This window comes from Microcoleus sp. Pol11C2, from assembly GCF_036701505.1.
Classification (GTDB): domain Bacteria; phylum Cyanobacteriota; class Cyanobacteriia; order Cyanobacteriales; family Microcoleaceae; genus Microcoleus.
This window is the reverse complement of record NZ_JAUBQX010000077.1, coordinates 1-19,070: the sequence shown is the minus strand read 5'-3', so window position 1 is coordinate 19,070 and position 19,070 is coordinate 1. Positions and strand designations below refer to the sequence as shown.

The following is a 19,070-nucleotide window of genomic DNA, read 5'->3' as shown; positions in this document are numbered from 1 at the left end:
TATTCATTTTTTTTGTCATAATCAAGTATTGCATATAATTGTACCGTACTCATGATAATGATTTAGGATTGCTATAGTAGAAAACATAGAAGCGGCTCTCCTGTACTTATGAGGATAATTAGCCTGCCATCTGTTTGACAGATTGACCGGCTTTAGTCGCAATGACCATTGTTATCGGTTCCGTTAATACTCAATACCCTTCAACGCTATATTATCAAAACTAACCTCTTTTCGTTAATAAGCAAATTTTTGAGAAACCATAGTGTATTTAGACGAGGGGAAAATTAAAATCGCAATCAATGAAGCTCAACATCAGTTGCAGCATTCGATCGATTCCGTGAGTCAGTAGCATCAACCGATCGCGCTCGCAGGACAGACTAGCAAAGCAGTGTTATTATCTAAATCAGACTCCGCATATGTTCAGGAAACACTGTATCTTCTCTCAGTGCCGGGGATGCGGGAATCAATTCGGGAAGGAATGGCAACGCCGATCGAGCATTGCGATCGCTCTTTGGACTGGTGAGGAGAGCCGACCATACGTGCAATAATCAGCCATATTATCTGGTACGCGATCGCCTGAACCTATGGATGCGCTAATCGGCAAAACTTTACAGGGTGGAAAGTACACCCTCGAACAAGAATTGGGAAGAGGCGGCTTTGGAATAACTTTCAGGGCAAATCACCGCTATTTAGGACAGCCTGTAGTCATAAAAACCCTCAACGAATCTCTGCGGCAGCAACCCAATTTTGCTGAGTTCGATCGCAAGTTTCAAGACGAAGCGAGGCGGTTGGCTTCCTGCGTTCATCCCAATATTGTCCGCGTCAGCGATTTCTTTGTGGAAGACGGACAGCCTTACATGGTGATGGACTACATAGCCGGTCAGAATTTGGGCGATGTAGTCGGTTCAAATAATCCGCTGCCAGAAAATCTTGCCATTCTCTACATCACTCAAATTGGCGCTGCTTTAAAAGTTGTTCATCAAAAGGGTTTGCTGCACCGAGATGTCAAGCCGCAAAACATTCTTTTGCGCCAAGGTACTCAGGAAGTCGTGCTGATTGATTTTGGAATTGCCCGCGAGTTTACTCCCGGTGCAACCCAAAGTCACACTAATATGGTGTCCGACGGCTACGCGCCCCCAGAACAGTATTTCGCCCAAGGAAAATATACGCCCGCCACAGATGTTTACGGTATGGCGGCGACGCTTTACACTTTACTGACAGCACAGGTGCCGGTGGCTGCAATTTTACGCACCAGCCAGCCGATGCCTTCACCGCGCGACTTGCAGCCTCAGCTAAGTACGACAGTCAGCTCTGCGGTGATGCGGGGGATGACGGTAGAAGCTCAAAATCGCCCTGCTACCGTGGATGAATGGCTGTCGCTGCTGCATGGGCAGGGGGGTGCAGCGTCGCCGAGCACCGGGCCGACGGTGGCGGTGATTCCGGGACACGGGCCTCAGTCGCCTGCGGGTTCGAGAACAGCGCCTGCTGTGGTGCCTTCAGGAAACAACAACCGCAAGGTTTGGTGGATTTTGGGGTTCGTGGCGATCGCACTTATTGTTGCAGGTTTGGTCGGGATTGCTAGGGTTTTCCTCAACCGGCCGTCTTCGGAACCCGCACCGGTAGCCCAGGACGATCGCACTTCGGCCCCTGCTGATCCAGAGGCGCGCTCAAGCACCGCACCAATTCCCGCGCCGACACCAACGCCAGCGCCGATTCCCAGAGAAACTCCGCCACCTGCTGCTGAAACTCCGCCGCCCGATGCTGAAACTCCAGCGCCCGCTGCTGAAACTCCAGCGCCGGCTGCTGAAACACCAACACCCGCCCCAGCGCCAACACCAGCGCCTTCTCCCGAGGCTGTCGAACCTACACCAACAGAAAAACTTGTTGACAAAGAGTTGCCACCAGATCGATCGCCCGCACCCAGCGAACAACCGGGAACCAGTTATCAGAAGACTCCCACAATCCCTGGGTATGCCGTTGGTACGGCGGAAAGTCAGATTTTATCCGAATTGGGAGAACCGACTGACTCTCAAGCCCGGGGCTATTGGCCAAATACTCGCACCGCACTTTACGAAATATTGCCGAACCGGATTACTCTCGGTTACATTTACGATCGCGATTCGGGCGAGCTAGTACAAACAGAGGGTTCTTTTGCCCAGTCGGTGGACGATTTGGTGGTGCGAACCGCCTTAAACGGGATGGTGGGCGGCGCCAGCCAGGAGATTTTGCAAGGCTTGGGCGACGTGCAGCAGCGCCGGAGTAATCGGTTTACGTTTAGGAAGGGTTCGCTGGAAGGGATGATCGAACGCAACGAGCGCGATCGGATTTACATCGGCGTCTGGGACGAAAATTTGCATTAAACTTGGCAGGGCTGACATTTTGCACCCTAGTCAATAAACCTGGGCGGGATCTGGGACCCACCCCACAGGAAAACTCAACTCTTGTGGAACAGGCATCTTGCCTGTTCAAGAAAATGGTGCAAAATGTAAATATTCCAGACTCAGCTTTGTGCCAAAATCCACAATCCAAAATCTAAAATCCCTTGACTTGACGCAAAACGAAATATTGTCTATCATAAAAGAACACACGAGGGGCTGTAATGGTTTCGACAGGGTGGCGAAAGCTGCTCCGTGATGCAGGTCGAGAGGGAGTCTACTCTCGTTAATATCGGCTCAAAAAAAATAGTAAATGCGAACAACATCGTTCCTTTCGCTCGCAAAGCCGTAGCTGTAGCCTAAAAACTTCTTGAGCTTGGTTTAGAGTGTATGCCACCTCACTCCGTTAACGGTAGCATAACAACCCCCAACGGATGCCCTAGCTAAACGTTTCTAGTCGGCTAGCTGGGAAAGCAATCACTAGAAAATCCCCCCATTTGGGATAAAGATGGTTCCCGCCCTGAGGATTAGAAGGGATAAACCTGTGAACGATCGGAAGGTAAATACCCGCTTTGGACGGCAGTTCGATTCTGCCCAGTTCCATAAAAAAAGTGACGTAAAATCAATGGTTTAAGCCATTTGAAAGCCACTTTACAGCATTAAAAGGGCCCAGAGTTAACTCTGGGCCCTTTTGTTTGGCATTCAATCTAAAACCTAAAACCTAAAATCTAAAATCGCTCGGCTCGATCGACTAAGTAAAAATACATAAATTACCCATCCATTAGCTACGCTGCAGGCTCATATAATTAGAACTTCACCCTGTCTGTGCGTTCTTGGAGCCTGTCGGGCGATATACTATTAGGCGGTAAAGCATTAAAAATCTTTACAAAGACCCCGATTTCTAAGCCTACTCCTACGAAGGACGGGTGAAAAATTATATGCTGATCGCTCAAAAGCTGGACAAATGAACCCAGGAATTGACTTACAAGGAAGTTTCGTAGAAGCCCTGATGAATTTGGGCTTACCGGCGGACATCGCCCAAGTGCTTTGGCTACCGCTGCCAATGTTGCTGATGATTGTCGCTGCCGTTTTCGGGGTACTCACTAGCGTCTGGCTGGAACGGAAAATTTCCGCCGCCGCTCAACAGCGAGTAGGCCCGGAATTCATAGGCCCTCTGGGAGTTTTAGCACCCGTTGCTGACGGTCTGAAGTTGGTCTTCAAAGAAGACATTGTACCGGCAAAAGCTGACGCGCTGCTATTTACCCTAGGCCCGGTAATTGTGGTGATTCCAGTTTTTCTCTCCTACTTAATCGTGCCCTTTGGAGAGCATATGCTGATCGCCGATATGGGGACAGCGATATTTCTGTGGATTGCCCTGTCTAGCATTCAGCCGATCGGCTTGCTGATGTCCGGCTATGCTTCAAACAACAAATACGCCCTCCTCGGAGGACTCAGAGCCGCGGCTCAATCCCTCAGCTACGAAATTCCCCTAGCTTTGGCAGTATTGGCAGTCGTGATGATGTCCAACAGCCTCAGTACGATCGACATCGTACACCAGCAAGCCGGCTACGGCATTGTCGGCTGGAATATCTGGCGGCAACCCGCAGGTTTCCTGATTTTCTGGATTGCAGCACTAGCAGAATGCGAACGCTTGCCCTTTGACCTCCCGGAAGCAGAAGAAGAATTGGTAGCAGGATATCAGACTGAGTACACAGGCATGAAATTTGCTTTGTACTATATCGCTTCCTACGTTAACCTCGTCCTTTCTTGCCTGCTAGTAGCAGTTTTGTACCTCGGCGGCTGGGAATGCCCGATTCCTGTCGAAGTGCTGACAAATGCCCTGGGATTGAGCGAAACGACTCCTTGGTTGCAGGTAATTACCGGCTTGCTGGGCATTACGATGACCATGTTGAAAGCCTACTTTTTCCTGTTTCTGGCAGTTCTGCTCCGCTGGACTCTGCCGCGAGTTCGGATCGACCAATTGCTAGATTTGGGATGGAAGTTTTTACTTCCCGTTGCTCTAGTTAATTTGCTATTGACCGCAGCTTTGAAACTTGCCTTTCCCTTTGCTTTTGGTGGTTAATTAATAATAGGTAAAGGGCAACAGCTAAACAAAAATAGCTGTTAACCAATTACCTATTATTAATTATCAATTACCAAAAACTCAAGTACAGAGAGAGAACACCATGCTAAAATTCCTCAATCAAGTAGGCGAATACGCCAAAGAGACTCTTCAAGCTGCTAAGTATATCGGTCAAGGGCTATCTGTTACATTTGACCACATGAGACGCCGGCCGATTACGGTGCAGTATCCTTACGAGAAACTAATTCCTTCCGAACGTTTCCGGGGCAGAATTCACTTTGAATTTGACAAGTGCATCTCCTGCGAAGTCTGCGTTCGGGTATGTCCGATCAATTTGCCTGTGGTGGATTGGGAATTTAACAAAGAAACTAAGAAGAAACAACTCAAGCACTACAGTATCGATTTCGGAGTGTGTATATTCTGCGGCAACTGCGTAGAATATTGTCCGACTAATTGTTTGTCCATGACAGAAGAATACGAGTTAGCCACCTACGAACGTCACGAACTGAATTTTGACAACGTAGCCCTCGGACGTTTACCTTACAAGGTTACAGATGACCCGATGGTGACACCGATGCGGGAATTCGCTTATTTGCCGAAAGGTGCGATCGACCCCCATGAAGTTTCCTACACCGATCGCCGCGCCGGTCTGCGTCCAGAGGAAATTATCGAAAAGTAAGTAATTAGTCATTAGTCAGCAGTCATTAGTCATTAGTGAAATAACCAATTATTAATGACTGCTAACTAATGAGTAAAAACGAACAATAGAAAACTAATAATTGAGGATAAAAAATTGTGAATCTAGCTGAAGGGGTTCAAATTGTTTCATTTGGCATACTGTCGTTAATGATGATTGCAGGAGCATTAGGAGTAGTGCTGTTCTCGAACATCGTTTACTCAGCATTTTTGCTGTGCGGCGTATTTACCAGCATTGCCGGCTTGTACCTGTTGCTGAATGCCGACTTTGTAGCAGCAGCGCAGGTATTGATTTATGTTGGCGCTGTTAACGTCTTGATTTTGTTTGCGATTATGTTGGTAAACAAGCGAGAAGATTTCCGCACAATTCCCAACGCTTGGGTGCGTCAAGTAGCAACAGCAGTAGTTTGCGTAGGCTTGTTTGCGCTTTTGGGTACGATGGTGGTGTCTACTCCTTGGGCTATTGTCGCGACGACAGGAGCACCGGCCGAAAGTTCGATCGTCACTATCGCCAAACATTTCTTCACCGACTTCTTGCTGCCTTTCGAGTTAGCATCAGTGTTTTTGTTGATGGCAATGGTGGGAGCAATTGTGTTGGCGCGCCGCGATTTCTTCCCGGATGAACTGTCAAAGAAGCTATCCGAAACACCTGCTTTGAGTTTGCCGGAAAGACCTCGCGAATTAGTTTCTGCCGGAGATGTGTCTTCGCCAGAATCTAAGTAATATTATGGTGCGCTTAGCGCACCATAGTGTTAGTTTTGTAGTAACTTTAGATTGAGACAAAATCGCAAAATTTATGCAACTGCAACTCCAGTATTTCCTGTTATTAGCCGCCGCTCTTTTCTGTATTGGTATTTACGGTTTGATTACCAGCAGAAATGCAGTGCGCGTGTTGATGTCGATCGAGTTGATGCTGAATGCTGTCAATCTCAATTTGATGGGTTTCTCCAATTATCTCGACCCCGTACAAATTAAGGGCCAAGTATTTACCGTGTTTGTAGTTACGGTAGCGGCGGCTGAGGCTGCCGTAGGTTTGGCAATTGTTTTGGCGATTTATCGCAACCGCAATACCGTAGACATGGAAGAATTTAACTTGCTGAAGTGGTAATTAGTCAGTTAATCATAGGCAGTAGGCATTGGTGTCAACTTAAGACTGAAAACCTCTGTAAATCTCGCTTGTAGTCGAGTCTCGATCCCCCTAAATCCACGTCGCACCGCGATACTTGGGGATACCCCTCTGGCAACAGCAGCTCCCCTTAATAAGGGGGACTTTGAGAAATACTCTTGTCCCCCCCGATGTTTTGGGGGGCTTAGCTATTTTTTGGTTATTTGCCTGTTGGAGGGACTTTCTTAGCCCGATAGCGATCGAGTAAACAAACATTTCGCTCTTCCTCTATAAAAATATGCGATGGAATTCGATTCAATTTACCATCACTTCTTTAGCTGTTTGTTTACTGTGCGTTTTACCTTTTGGTAGCTACTTTGGGGTGGCTTCTTGGGCTACGAATGCCCGGCCAGGTTATTCTCAGCATCAAGTTATTCTGCCTGGCCTAACCTCTACTAACCATCTTCCCTCCCAACTTCCAACTGCCCAACGTTGGTTGAATCATGTCCAGAATGAACTTCTTCCCTTCTGGACAATGCCGGCTGCTTTAGGAGATCCAATCGGCAATTTCCCTTCTGTTCGTTGTAACGATGGAACACTGCTTGACCGTAGCAATCCCTGCCCGGAAATTAAAGACAACGCTTGGCTGATGAGGAATCGCAACTATGTTGTTTCTATATCTCGGCAGATCTATGGCTATGGAGTAGCCTTCCACTTAACGGGTGATTCCAACTATTTGCAGTATGCGAAAGCAGGTGTAGATTATCTGCGTCAGAACAGTTTCGATCGCCAACATGGTGGCACCTATGCCTTCTGGGATGGTGAAATAAAGTCCTGGCAACCATCGGTTGAGTACCGCAATCCTCAAGAACTAGCTTATTCTCTTCTGGGCATCAGCTTTTATTACTACTTGACCCGTGATCGAGAAGTCTTACCCGACATTCTAGCCGTCAAAGATTATATTTTCAAAACATACTATAACCCAACACTGAAGGCGCTACAGTGGCAGTTAAAAGACGGAGACGATGGGAAAGCTCTTGATAAGCGTTTGACTGCTCAACTAGACCAGATGAACGCATACATGGTTCTAATTACTCCAATCCTGCCTGAACCATACCAAGCGGAATGGAAACAGGATTTGGTAGATATTTCAAATATTATGCTTGACCAATTCTATTCTCCTAATGATAATTTGTTTTTTTATGGCGCCAATTCACCCTTTGATAGGGATATCCAAAACATAAAAGTTGATTTTGGACACACTATCAAAGCGATGTGGATGATCCGTATGGCGGGTTTACTTAGTGGCAACCAGACACTGGTCAAGTTTGCCGAAAAAAATGGGCCCAAGGTTCTAGAACGAGCCTATCTCCCTAAATCGGGTTCCTGGGCATCCGCAATCAATCAAGGGGGTAAAGTTAACATAAATAAAGATTGGTGGATATATGCAGAACTCGACCAATTTGCTGCCTCACTGGCTCTAGAAAACCAATCTTTAGCAAATTACCTTCCACAAACTTACGATTACTGGTTCAAGTATTTTGTTGATCGGAAGTACGGTGAAGTTTGGACGGGCGTTGATGATTCAACGAACAAACCTCTTCAGGAGCTACCCAAACAGTGGCCTTGGAAAAATGCTTACCATTCTTTTGAACACGCTCTAATTGGCTATATTACGACCTGTCAGTTTCATCAAAAACCAGTGGTACTGTACTATGCCTTCAAGCAAATGCCATCGGTTAATACAATCCGACCCTATTTCTATAAAGGTAAGATTGATAAAATTGAACCTATGACTAATCAAGAACCAGACAGTTTATACAGAATCAAATTCTCAGATATTCATTAATAGCTGTACTGAGATTAATCAAGTGCGATCGCGGAGATTGGTTTTGACTGTGCCTAGGAACTAGGGCGTGTTTTCCAACCCTTATATTCCTCCCAGCCCCCTTCAAAAAGGGGAAGCAAAAGCCTCAAATTGGATATTTTTAAGGGAAATTTAGCGGAATTTTCGAGCCGTGAAGTTCACGTTCAGTAGTTTGAAAACACGCCTTAGCTGGCTTGGGAAGACAGTAGACTGACTAAATGTTCATGACTGATGACTGATCACTAATGACTACTGACTAATGACTTCTAGTAATTTCTAGAGTAATTCTACCCCCGAAATCAGGGATTGGAGCCGCAGGTTTGGAAAGTTGTAGTTTAACTTTCTCGACTAACGGTAGTTGTAAAAGCGCTTGAGCAATAGTATCTGCTAGGCGTTCGATTAATAAAAATTTGGACTCTTGGACTAGCTTTTGAATCAGAGTAATTGCGCTGCGGTAATCAAGAGTATGTTGAATATCATCACTTTTTCCAGCTTGCGATAAATCCAGCCAGAGAGTAACATCCACTTCAAACCACTGCCCCAAAACTTGCTCTTCCGGCAGATAGCCCGTATATCCGTAACAGCGAATTCCTGTAAGTTGAATAGAATCCATTTTGCAATAAACTAAAAGTGCGTTGTCTATACCACTTTGTATTAAACCAGATAAAGTTCTCTTTCTCTTCCCTCTCTTTTTTTGCCCTTTTCCTTCTCCCTCTGCGCTCTTTGCGCCCTCTGCGGTTCAATCACTCTTATTCTATCTTAGATTTTATAGCTCTCCTCCTTTCTCCAACTTGTCCAGTAAATCCTCAGCAACTTCATACCATTTCCGCCTAATTTCAGCATCTTCTGGCTTTTCTGTCAAGGTACGACCTTGGAATTCGGGATATTTCTTGTAATATAATTCATCCACTTTTTGATAGAATATATCTTGCTCAATGTTGATATTTTTGCGTCGTTTACCAATCTTTTCTTGACGAATTATTTCTGCTTCCTCTAAGGATGTATCGGGAGGTTGCTGGCGCGAAGAAAATTTAGGTAACTCCGGCAACTTGGGCAACGTGAAACCAGATTTGACTACACTAAAAGCTAAAATTCCGGGCACCAAAATCACACTTAAACTCCCTAGGGTTTTCCAAGGTATTAACTGGAAAATGTTGTTGTTTTTAACAATTTGAGGGTTTGGGTTAACAGGAGTATGATTGCTGGTAGCAGTTTGAGTGGCGTTTTTGAAAGGGCGGCCGACAAAGTTCATTGTCACCATTTGGGAAATTATATTGCCAATGTGAGAGAGTTTTGGATCTTTGAGTGCTTCGCGGACTGCTTTTGCAGATTGGTAGCGATCGCCCGGTTGTTCTGCTAACATCCGATCCAATACTGTAGCTAAATTTGGGCTGACACTGACGTGCGATCGCCAATCCCAAGTTTTATTATTGATATCGTACAATTTTTGAGGCTTTTTGCCGCTTAACAGTACCAAAGCCGTGACGGCTAAAGCGTACAAATCGCTAGCAGCAGAAACTTTCCCCAGTCGCATTTGTTCGGCCGGCGAATAACCCTGTTTTCCGATCGCCGTATCCGATTGTCCGTTAAACTGAACTACGGCATTTGCTGCGATTTGTTTTACAGAACCGAAATCAATTAAAAAGGGTAGTTTGTCAGCATCATGCTGAATAATATTATCCGGGGAAATATCGCGGTGAATTAAATTTTTTGAGTGGATGTATTCTAAAACTGGTAAAAGCTGAAATAGCAGTTGAGTAACTTCGGCTTCGGTAAAATTTTTACCTTGCTGCTGGCGCGATATCAATATTTCTTCGTAGGTTTGACCCTTGATATAATCTTGTACTAAAAATAAAGATGGATTCCCGCCCAAATCCGTTCGCAGGAGCTCTCGAAAACGGGGGATTTGCGGGTGTTGGAGGTGGTAAAGCATACTCGCTTCGCGATCGAACAATTCGGCCGCTTTCGGGCTGTGAACCACCGGAGAAAACTCTTTGAGTACGCAAGATTCGTTGTAGCGGTTGATATCTTCGGCGACGTAAGTGCGGCCGAAGCCACCGCGGCCTAATTCGCGGAGAATGCGGTAGCGTTTTTCGAGAGTCGAACCTGGGGCGAGGAGAAAGGAGTTAGACATAAACCACGGCAAATTGTTCGAGTTGGGGAGTCGCCGAGCACAGTATAGCTTATTGTAGCTAAGTTTGTTTGAATGTCAGGGCGATCGCTTTTTTTGGGATGGATGAAGCAGAAGCGACACTTTGCTTAAAATGCAGTATCTACAGGCTATGGGGTGGGTTTTATCAGCCATCTATGTCGGAAACAAACAATAATATAACAGCCCACTCTTAAAATCATCCCCACTGCGATCGCGCTTCTTCACCTACTTTTCCTGCTAACTTATGCTCTTTGAAAGCTTCTAAGTGCTTTCTATTTTGAAATTTAGGTAAAATGCGATTTCGATCGCTCTTGTGCCGTCAGGGAAAAGGCAAAAGTGCAGAGGGTAAAAGGGTAGAGAAGAGTCCTCGCCGGGAAAACTAGGACGACGGAGAAACCGACGCTACCGCTACGCGAAAACCCCAGCGCCACCCTTTAAGGACCGCCCAGTACCGGAGGCGAAAGGCACTGCGGCAAAAGACCGCACAGTAGGACCAGGAACCGCCACGCAGCAATCGGATATTATCTGTGCCTGGTTCCCAGGAACTTCCGTCAGTTGGTGTGCCGTTATAGTTTTCGTACCACTCATCGCTGCACCATTCCCAAACATTGCCGTGCATATCGTACAGCCCAAAGGCATTGGGGGGAAAACTCCCCACATCGATTGTTTTTCTGCGGTTAAGTCCTTTGGGGGCGTTTGCGTAGGGGGAGCTTCCGTTATGGTTGACTAAATCTGAGGTAATGGTTTCCCCAAAATGGAATGGGGTTGTTGTACCAGCACGACAGGCGTATTCCCATTCTGCTTCACTCAGGAGGCGATATTTTTTCCCGGTTTGTTGCGAGAGTTTGGCACAGAATTTGACGGCATCCTCCCACGATACAGTTTCGACAGGACGTTTTTCACCTTTAAAATATGATGGGTTGTTTCCCATCACTGCTTGCCACTGTGCTTGGGTGATGGGATATTTGCCTGCATAAAAAGCGGGTACTGTTACTTGATGCTGCGGACTTTCGCCCTCCTCTCGTCTTTCTTCTGTTGCTGGCGAGCCCATCATAAATGTGCCACCGGGAATGTAAACCATTTCCACCACAATTCCGTTCCCTAAGTCTTCGGGGAGGAAATGAGCATAATGACGGCGACGACCGTTTTCTTTTCCAGACGCATCAACTGTTATTACATCAAAGTCAAAGATAGGCAAATATTTTTGTAACTGCTGTTTTAGATTTGGTTCATCTCTATCCTTCAGCAGCGAATAGGCTGCAAATTTCACCGCGATTGATTCATCTTGCAGTGCCCCAATTATAAAATCTAAACCTGCATCTCCATATTTTAGTGCTTCAGACAGTGCAGCAATTTTTACCTCAACAATGGGAGAAGCTAACCGACTTTTAACGCCGGGAATCCCGCCTAAAACGGCCGCAGCCAATGGCACTTGAGAAGCATCGCCAAGGACGACATCGTATTCTCTGGGTTGATTTTGATTTTCTGTCATAATCGGGACTTAGGTAAGTGTCACACTTCTATCCAGTTGTAGGGTGGGTCAAACTCAGTTCTAGGGTGATTATTCAGGAACTCGGATTTTGACGCGCCCTACTAATTATGCCCGTTGCATAAGTCCTGTATTACAAATCTCGATGTGTAAATTCCTTCGCCTCCTTCCCTACATAACTCGCGGCAATATGGCCATCTCCAACAACTCGATACTTATAGGTAATCAACCCCTCTAAACCGACAGGCCCCCGAGGTGGCATTTGCTGCGTACTAATCCCCACTTCTGCACCGAAGCCGTAGCGGAAACCGTCGGCAAATCGAGTCGAACAATTGTGATAAACTCCCGCCGCATCGACTGCATTTAAAAAAGTTTCGGCGGCTTCGCTGTCTTCGGTAACAATAACATCTGTGTGTCTGGAACCGTATGTATTGATATGGTTAATTGCCTCTTCTACAGAATCTACTATTTTGATTGACAAAATCAAATCGCTGTATTCTGTAGACCAATCCGCTTCATTTGCTTCGGCAATATTTTCGAGAATGGCGCGAGTTTTTTCGTCTCCCCGCAGTTGGACTTTTTTCTGCTGCAAAGCTGCGGCAACTGCGGGCAGGAATTTGGGGGCGATCGCACTGTGAACTAACAAGGTTTCAATGGCATTGCACGCGGCTGGATACTGGGTTTTTGCATCGACAGAAATCTCTACTGCTTTCTGAATATCCGCCGCTTTGTCTGCGTACAAATGACAAATTCCGTCGGCGTGTCCCAAGACGGGAATTCGCGTATTTTCCTGCACGAACCGCACGAAGGAATTAGAACCTCTGGGAATAATCAAATCTACATCTTCATCCATTTTTAGCAGTTCGATTGTTTCTTCCCGGGTGGTCAATAACTGCACAACTTCTGGATTAACAGGAGTTTCTGCTAATGCTTGATGTATGACTTTTGTCAATATTTCGCAGGATCGGACTGCTTCTTTGCCACCTTTGAGAATGACGCCATTTCCCGATTTAATTGCCAAGGATACTATCTGAATTAAAGCTTCTGGGCGCGCTTCAAAAATAATGCCTAAAACGCCCAAAGGACAGGTAACGCGCTTCAGAATTAATCCTGTATCCAATTCACGGTGGATTTGCACGGAACCTACGGGGTCTGGTAGTTTCGCAACGTCGCGCACGCCCGCGATCGCACTTTTCAACTTGCTCTCATCCAACTTTAGGCGATCGTACAGCGGTTTCGCAATTCCATCCGCCTCAGCCGCCTTGCAGTCAGCCGCATTCGCCGCCACAATATCCGGCGCAGCAGCTTCTAAAGCTTTCGCAATAACTTCAATAGCTTGATTTTTGGCCTCAGCGGACAAAACTGCCAATTTTCTAGCAGATACGCGCGTTTTTTGGGCAATTTCAATAATAGACATGGCGTTCATTCAGTTGACAGTTGACAGTTGACAGTTGACAGTTGAGGACGACCTCTACTTGGAATGAAGAGGATGGGAGTAATGAATTGTCTGATTTTAATTTCTCCCTACAAGGGTTCCGGCTTTAAAACAATTCTTTCTGGGAACTTTGAAATAGTTTTGATTGTTGAGTTTTGCAGTATAAATTGAATTCCCTGAAATAAAGTGGGCGGTTTTCAATCTTAACAATTTACTGGAAATTATATATTTTTGTTGAGACCTCTTACCGCGCTCCGCATTAACAGGTTAAAACCGTGAAGTATAGATAAAATCCCACGGTCATTTCCATTTGTCAATAACCTTTGGAGAGTATTATGTCATCTCACGCCCCTTTACGCAAGGCAGGGCGAGCCGCCAAAGCCGGCGTTAAACTGATACAGAAAACTGGCGGAAATCTCGTTTTAGCTTCCGGCGTCACCCTAACCCTGCTGTTTGGTATGGTGTTAGCGCTATCTTTAGCATCAGTTTTAATTCTCAACAGTCCCGATCCAGTCGCCGGATTGGCGATCGCACTTCCGATAACTCTGATTTTTAACATCGCTGCTTTTTTCCTATCGCCTTACTTGATGGACTTAACCCAAAATTGGCTCTACAATACCCGCTGGGTTTCCCTAGCAGAAATTGAAAGCCTAAGTCCCGAAACAGCGAAAGTTATTAAGAAGGTTTGCAAGCAGAAAAAACTCCAGCAGCCGCGTTTAGGAATTATCGACGACGAAAACCCTACTGCTTTTACTTACGGTTCATTTCCAAACAGCGCTCGCTTAGTCGTCAGTCAAGGTCTTTTTACCTATTTAGACGACGAGGAAATTGCCACTGTTTATGCCCACGAACTCGGTCACATCGTCCACTGGGACTTTGCAGTAATGACTTTAGCTTCGACTTTGGTGCAGATTACTTATTTAATTTACACAACAGCTCAAAGAATGGGTCGAAGTGGTGGCGAAAAAGCTAAAGATGCGGCCGGCACGGTAGCTGCTGTTGCTTATTTGTTTTACATCGCCGGCACTTATTTATTACTGTATTTGTCGCGGACACGAGAATATTTTGCCGACCATTTTGCTGCCGAAACTACTGGCAACCCCAACGCTTTATCTCGCGCTTTGGTAAAAATTGCTTACGGTATTCTGGAAGAAGGACCAAGAGCAACCGAACCCAGCCGCTTATTAGAAGGAACTCGCGCTTTAGGCATTTACGATGCCAAAGCTGCCACATCTACCGGCACTGCTTACAGGATTACTTCGGAACCCGAAAAAATTGGGCGAGTGTTTCTGTGGGATATGTTTAATCCGTGGGGTTGGTGGATGGAGTTAAACTCTACTCACCCGTTGACTGGTAAACGAGTTCGCGCTTTGAGCACTTATGCCGAACAATTAGGCTTGGATATTGAGTTTGACATGGGCCGGATTGTCGGCGAAGGCAACGATTTGAGCAAGCGGAGATTGTACGGCAATTTTGTGTTCGATTTACTGCTGTACAGTGCAGAAACGCTGGGGTTAGCGGTGGGTTTTGCGCTCGGCATTTCCCTGTATGCTGTAAACCCGATGATGATGGTTGCTTGTCCTTTAATCGGTTTGGGTGCGGGAATTTTGCTCAAGAGTTTGGTGATGTTCCCGAATTACGAACAAGCAGAACATTTGGATGTTTTAACCTTAATGTCTGACCCTTATGCAAGTCCTTTGCGGGGTCAACCCGCGCAACTGCAAGGCGAATTAATTGGTCGCGGCGATGCGGGTTATACCTTCGGTTCTGATTTGAAACTGCAAGACAGAACGGGAATGATTTATCTGCGCTATGCTTCTCGTTTTGGGCCAATTGGTAATTTTCTGTTTGGCATGAAACGGGTTGAAAGTTTGATTGGAATGGATGTTAGCGCTTTGGGTTGGTTCCGTCGGGGTGTTGCACCTTGGATGGATTTGATTCAGCTTGAAAGCGATAGCGGTACTACGGTTAAGAGTTATCACCGCTTCTGGTCTGTTGTGATGGGTATAGGAGCGATCGCGATCGGTATTGCCTCGCTATTTATATCATTTGCTGCTTAAAAGTTGAAAGGAATAAAGTCCTTACTACAAACAGTTTCATAGTAAAGACTTTATTCGCCTTAAGTCAGGGTTAAGGAGGAAAGCATTCGTGCCAACATAAGCAGTTGAGAGATTAACCTCTTCCTGATTAGAATTCCTGGGTGTTAAACCAGGGGCTTAACTGATGACTGAGGATTGTTAGGTGGTTTAGCTGATTTGAATTCCGGTGTGGAGGACAATTGCTTCAGATCGATGAATACCGAAAATTGGCTAGTTTCCAACAACCCCGAATTAGGCTGTTTTTTATTCTGCAATTTTTGGCCGATAGCACAAAGTTGGCACATGATTTTAGCTCTTTTTGATGATATAATAGTTGTTCTGGAAATCATGGGCTAGTTGCTTGATTTCAACGCTGCTAAACCCAGCTTCAGTCAACAGTTGCAGCGCTTTTTCTTGACCCCACATCGCTCCCAGTCCCATGCCACCGTAGGCTAAAGAAACTGTCATACAGTGCATACAAGAAATGGTGTAGAGCAACGGCGCAATGGGGTGCTCTAGATTACCGCCTACATCCGTTGTGGCGCGGATATCTTGCATCAAGTAAACACCATCGGATCGCAGCGCATTGTAGATGTTTTGCAGTACAATATCGGGTCTGGCTTGATCGTGAATTGCATCAAATGTGGCGATCCAATGGTAGCGATCGCACTCATCCAATGTCGCGGCATCCTTCACCTCAAACTGGATATTATTCAACTTCCGCAATTGCGCTTCGGTGTTGGCTGTGGCGATGGCTTCTCCCGAAAAATCATAGCCTGTGAATCGGCTATTCGGAAAGGCTTCAGCCAGCTTGTTGAGTGCTCGCCCGCTACCGCAGCCGACATCTAGCACCTCAATACCCTTTTCCAACGCTTCGGTAAGCCCGGGAATTAGTGGCAGAATGTGGTCAAATAGAGCAGATACCACGGTTTGACCGCTATCTTCTGCCATCACCGCATGAAAACGTTTGAACTCGGAGTAGGGTACACCGCCGCCTTTGTAGAAACAATCGATAATCCGATCTTCCACCGATGCCAACACCGGAATGAATTGAGCAAAGGGGGCAATGTTGTCAGAAGCCGCAGCCCGTGTCAGGAATGCTGCATATTCTGTCGGCAAAGTGTAGGTTTTGTCGATCGAATTATAATCCACTAAGCGACCCGTTACCATTGCACCGAGCCATTCCCTCACGTAGCGTTCGTTCAATCCGGCAGCATCGGCAATTTGTTGACTGGTAGAGGGCGGCAATTCTGCCATTGTGTCAAACAGTTCGGTGCGATGCCCGATCGAAATCATGACGGAGAGTGCGCCACTGTTGAGAATGTCCAGCATCCGTCCGGCGAATGCTTCTGCTTTGGTTTGATCGAATGTTTGTGTCATCATAATTTAACAGTGATGGTATTCAAAAGTTTCTATTTGGAAGATTGGATGTTGCCAGGGGTACGAGCGTCAGATTCCTGCCCGTCAATTCAACATTTCACCTATCTGTTCTTGCACCCAAGTTTCAAACAATTCGCGCAGCAAACGTTGACGCATCGCTAAATCGAACTGAGCCGGAATCAAGGTTTCTAATCTGACGATCGCCAGCCATCCTTCTACAGGCATAGGATCCCAAAGCTGACCGGGCCGGCTTATCGCCAACAGATGCGCCAAATTCGGGTGGATTGTGCCGAGTTCGGCCGGGCCAACGATTCCATTGACTTGAGCTTCTGGGCCTTGGGAATACTCGCGCGCTAGTTCGGCAAAGGATTGCTCTTTTTCTTGAATCCGAAAATACAGTTCTCGCGCCATTTCTGCGTCTTTAACCCGAATCAAAGAATAGATGACTCGATCTAGCGATCGCTTGCGTTGCAGAAAATAGGACTCTAGTTTGTGATACCAATTTTGGTGTTTGAATTTCTCAATTTTGAGCAGTCGCAGAATGAAAACAGTCTCTAAAAATTCCCGACTCATCCCGTGCTGTTTTAGCCAAATTAGTTGTGTGGTTTCGTCCAGCAGTTGATTTTGTTCGTAGAACTGCTGGCTGGCATTCACGATTTCTTCAGCGGTGCAATCGATGGGGGCGATCGCTTCATCAATGATGCTCTCGCGGTATAATTGGGGCAGCATTTGGTAGCTGGCAAGTCGAGGAACTATCTCCTCCCCAGAGATGGTGCGATTGCGGATTTGTAATAAAACTGCGGTCATAACTGTCTGGCTTCAATTAAAGCCATTTGAACGAACAATTGATAGGTAAGGTGCACCCTGTGCACCCTACAGATAGAGTTTTTACATCCCGGATTTTCTAGTTGGGAATCGGAGTCAAGGTAACAGAGTAATTAGTGTTACCTGTGAATTGAGAGGCTTGAAGATAGTAGTTAGTTGCAGGAGCCAAGTTTTGGACAAATCCTTCGGAAATAGTGCCTCGCTTAACCACACTTCCAATTACCTCACCTGCATCGACGGCGCGATTGTTGTTTTTGTCTTGAATCAATCGGAGATCGGCATCAGCGCTGAGATTATTGAGACCAAAGTGATAAAATCCCTGGGTATTGACAGCGAGATGGATAGTATCGGTGGTGTCGGTGTTACCCACAGAACCTTGATGAGTTCTTGGTTTGTCGTTGGAAAAGACGGCACCGAAATCATCTTCTACGGCGAGGACTTTGCTGGGTGTTCCGATCGCGTCAGCCGATACTCTCAAATTGTAGGGAGTATCGTTGAACGCACGGTTCCGATTGACTTGCACCACGTAATTGCCTGCATCAACGTCAGGAACTGCTGATGACAAGTTGATTACTTCATCCAAACGCAATCGATCGGAAATAGCAATTTGCTTATCGTTACCATCAACTAAGCCATTGCCATTGAAATCGCGAAATAGTTGAACATTCAGATCGTCGGTCATACCAACCAGCCCAAGGTTGATATTTTTATCGCTATCCAGACGGAAACTGTAGGTGTCTTTGCTGTTGAGATTACTGATAGTGCGGCGCGGAACTACTACGGCACTACTAGATGGCAAGGTACCAAGGTCAAATTCAGCCATTTTATTTCTCCTTAAAGTGTAAAGGGATGAGTTAATTTGCTGGTTGTTTGCTTAACTTGATATCAATCTAACGAGCCGATCGTTCCGAAAGCGTTCCGAAAGCGTTCTCGAAGCGTTCCCAAAGCATCCAAGCGCGATCGTCCGCACGAATTCAAGGTTTCAGAACTTCCGCAGACCAAATGCGATCGAAGGGAATTCCAGCTTTACCGTGGGCTTCTCGAATCACTTCCGCATCGGGTGCATTCAGTTCGCACACCACACGAGTTTTATCCAGCGACGCACAGGAACGCACCCATTCAATACCCCGTTCCTCATAGGACCGTAAAATTAATCGCTGGGCTTCGTTCCACTCTTCATCAGTAAAGCCATTCGGATAGCTTCCCTCCAACAGCTTGAGGATTGGTTCGTTCCATAGGGGTGGCACACCTTCAGGTTCAATAACTTGGGCTGTCCAAACCTTGCTAAACCCAACATCGGCTTGGCGATAAGCTTGTCGCACAGACTCTGCATCTGGTGCCTCAAAGGTGCAAATCATGCGATGGCGATCGGCTGATAGTAAAGAGTAGCGCCACGTGGCATTTCTTGCCCCAAGACAATCCAAAACTCGCGTATCAGCTAACATTTCTGCGGTTATGGGTTGATCGGTCGTTGTTTCAACTTTGATGAGAGACATAATTACTTCCTCTTATAGCAATCCTAAATCATTATCATGAGTACGGTACAATTATATGCAATACTTGATTATGACAAAAAAAATGAATA

The 19,070-nt window shown here is 46.2% G+C and carries 16 protein-coding genes and 1 other RNA gene; 9 read left to right on the top strand and 8 right to left on the bottom strand.

The window, feature by feature from the left end:
- The first annotated feature begins 388 nt into the window (after positions 1-388).
- From QUA42_RS26040 to QUA42_RS26005, 8 genes are all read left to right on the top strand, one after another.
- Positions 389-523 carry a hypothetical protein gene (locus QUA42_RS26040; RefSeq protein WP_333141374.1) on the top strand — a complete coding sequence of 45 codons (135 nt, stop codon included), beginning with the start codon at positions 389-391 and terminating at the stop codon, positions 521-523.
- A gap of 61 nt (positions 524-584) precedes the next feature.
- Positions 585-2,360 (top strand): serine/threonine-protein kinase, encoded by a 1,776-nt coding sequence (locus tag QUA42_RS26035; RefSeq protein WP_333141372.1) that lies wholly within the window; start codon positions 585-587, stop codon positions 2,358-2,360.
- 230 nt (positions 2,361-2,590) lie between these two features.
- Positions 2,591-2,981: a transfer-messenger RNA gene (gene ssrA / locus QUA42_RS26030) on the top strand.
- 358 nt (positions 2,982-3,339) lie between these two features.
- Positions 3,340-4,458, top strand: coding sequence for an NADH-quinone oxidoreductase subunit NuoH (nuoH, locus tag QUA42_RS26025; RefSeq protein WP_333075256.1), 1,119 nt, complete (start codon positions 3,340-3,342; stop codon positions 4,456-4,458).
- 103 nt (positions 4,459-4,561) lie between these two features.
- On the top strand, positions 4,562-5,137 hold the full coding sequence (gene ndhI / locus QUA42_RS26020) for an NAD(P)H-quinone oxidoreductase subunit I (RefSeq protein WP_333042046.1): 576 nt from the start codon (positions 4,562-4,564) through the stop codon (positions 5,135-5,137).
- 116 nt (positions 5,138-5,253) lie between these two features.
- Positions 5,254-5,877 (top strand): NADH-quinone oxidoreductase subunit J, encoded by a 624-nt coding sequence (locus tag QUA42_RS26015; RefSeq protein WP_333141370.1) that lies wholly within the window; start codon positions 5,254-5,256, stop codon positions 5,875-5,877.
- 79 nt (positions 5,878-5,956) lie between these two features.
- Complete coding sequence (nuoK, locus tag QUA42_RS26010) at positions 5,957-6,262, top strand: NADH-quinone oxidoreductase subunit NuoK (RefSeq protein WP_228042566.1); 306 nt, start codon at positions 5,957-5,959, stop codon at positions 6,260-6,262.
- A 295-nt stretch (positions 6,263-6,557) separates the two neighbouring features.
- Positions 6,558-8,108 (top strand): AGE family epimerase/isomerase, encoded by a 1,551-nt coding sequence (locus QUA42_RS26005; RefSeq protein ID WP_333141368.1) that lies wholly within the window; start codon positions 6,558-6,560, stop codon positions 8,106-8,108.
- Positions 8,109-8,382: 274 nt separating this feature from the next.
- Here the strand turns inward: QUA42_RS26005 and folB are convergent, their stop codons facing one another.
- The 4 genes from folB to QUA42_RS25985 form a co-directional block, all read right to left on the bottom strand.
- Positions 8,383-8,739, bottom strand: a complete 357-nt coding sequence (folB, locus tag QUA42_RS26000; protein WP_333070833.1) for a dihydroneopterin aldolase — start codon at positions 8,737-8,739, stop codon at positions 8,383-8,385.
- 153 nt (positions 8,740-8,892) lie between these two features.
- On the bottom strand, positions 8,893-10,260 hold the full coding sequence (locus QUA42_RS25995) for a serine/threonine-protein kinase (protein WP_333141367.1): 1,368 nt from the start codon (positions 10,258-10,260) through the stop codon (positions 8,893-8,895).
- Between the two features lie 397 nt (positions 10,261-10,657).
- A complete protein-coding gene (locus tag QUA42_RS25990; RefSeq protein WP_333141365.1) occupies positions 10,658-11,770 on the bottom strand; it encodes a formylglycine-generating enzyme family protein in 1,113 nt (370 codons plus the stop codon).
- A 130-nt stretch (positions 11,771-11,900) separates the two neighbouring features.
- A complete protein-coding gene (locus QUA42_RS25985) occupies positions 11,901-13,193 on the bottom strand; it encodes a glutamate-5-semialdehyde dehydrogenase (protein WP_445301373.1) in 1,293 nt (430 codons plus the stop codon).
- A gap of 344 nt (positions 13,194-13,537) precedes the next feature.
- Between QUA42_RS25985 and QUA42_RS25980 the strand changes: the two genes are divergently transcribed.
- Positions 13,538-15,262 (top strand): zinc metalloprotease HtpX, encoded by a 1,725-nt coding sequence (locus tag QUA42_RS25980; RefSeq protein WP_333141361.1) that lies wholly within the window; start codon positions 13,538-13,540, stop codon positions 15,260-15,262.
- A 327-nt stretch (positions 15,263-15,589) separates the two neighbouring features.
- Here the strand turns inward: QUA42_RS25980 and QUA42_RS25975 are convergent, their stop codons facing one another.
- The 4 genes from QUA42_RS25975 to QUA42_RS25960 all read right to left on the bottom strand — a co-directional run bounded on the left by QUA42_RS25975 (position 15,590) and on the right by QUA42_RS25960 (position 18,981).
- Entirely contained in the window at positions 15,590-16,663 is a 1,074-nt protein-coding gene (locus QUA42_RS25975) for a class I SAM-dependent methyltransferase (RefSeq protein ID WP_333141359.1), read from the bottom strand.
- Positions 16,664-16,744: 81 nt separating this feature from the next.
- Positions 16,745-17,467: a peptidylprolyl isomerase gene (locus QUA42_RS25970; protein WP_333141358.1), complete on the bottom strand. Its 723-nt coding sequence runs from the start codon at positions 17,465-17,467 to the stop codon at positions 16,745-16,747.
- 97 nt (positions 17,468-17,564) lie between these two features.
- The gene (locus QUA42_RS25965; protein ID WP_333141356.1) at positions 17,565-18,308 is read right to left on the bottom strand and encodes a hypothetical protein; all 744 of its coding nucleotides are present in this window, start codon (positions 18,306-18,308) and stop codon (positions 17,565-17,567) included.
- 151 nt (positions 18,309-18,459) lie between these two features.
- The gene (locus QUA42_RS25960) at positions 18,460-18,981 is read right to left on the bottom strand and encodes a DUF4242 domain-containing protein (RefSeq protein WP_333141354.1); all 522 of its coding nucleotides are present in this window, start codon (positions 18,979-18,981) and stop codon (positions 18,460-18,462) included.
- Positions 18,982-19,070: the final 89 nt, after the last annotated feature.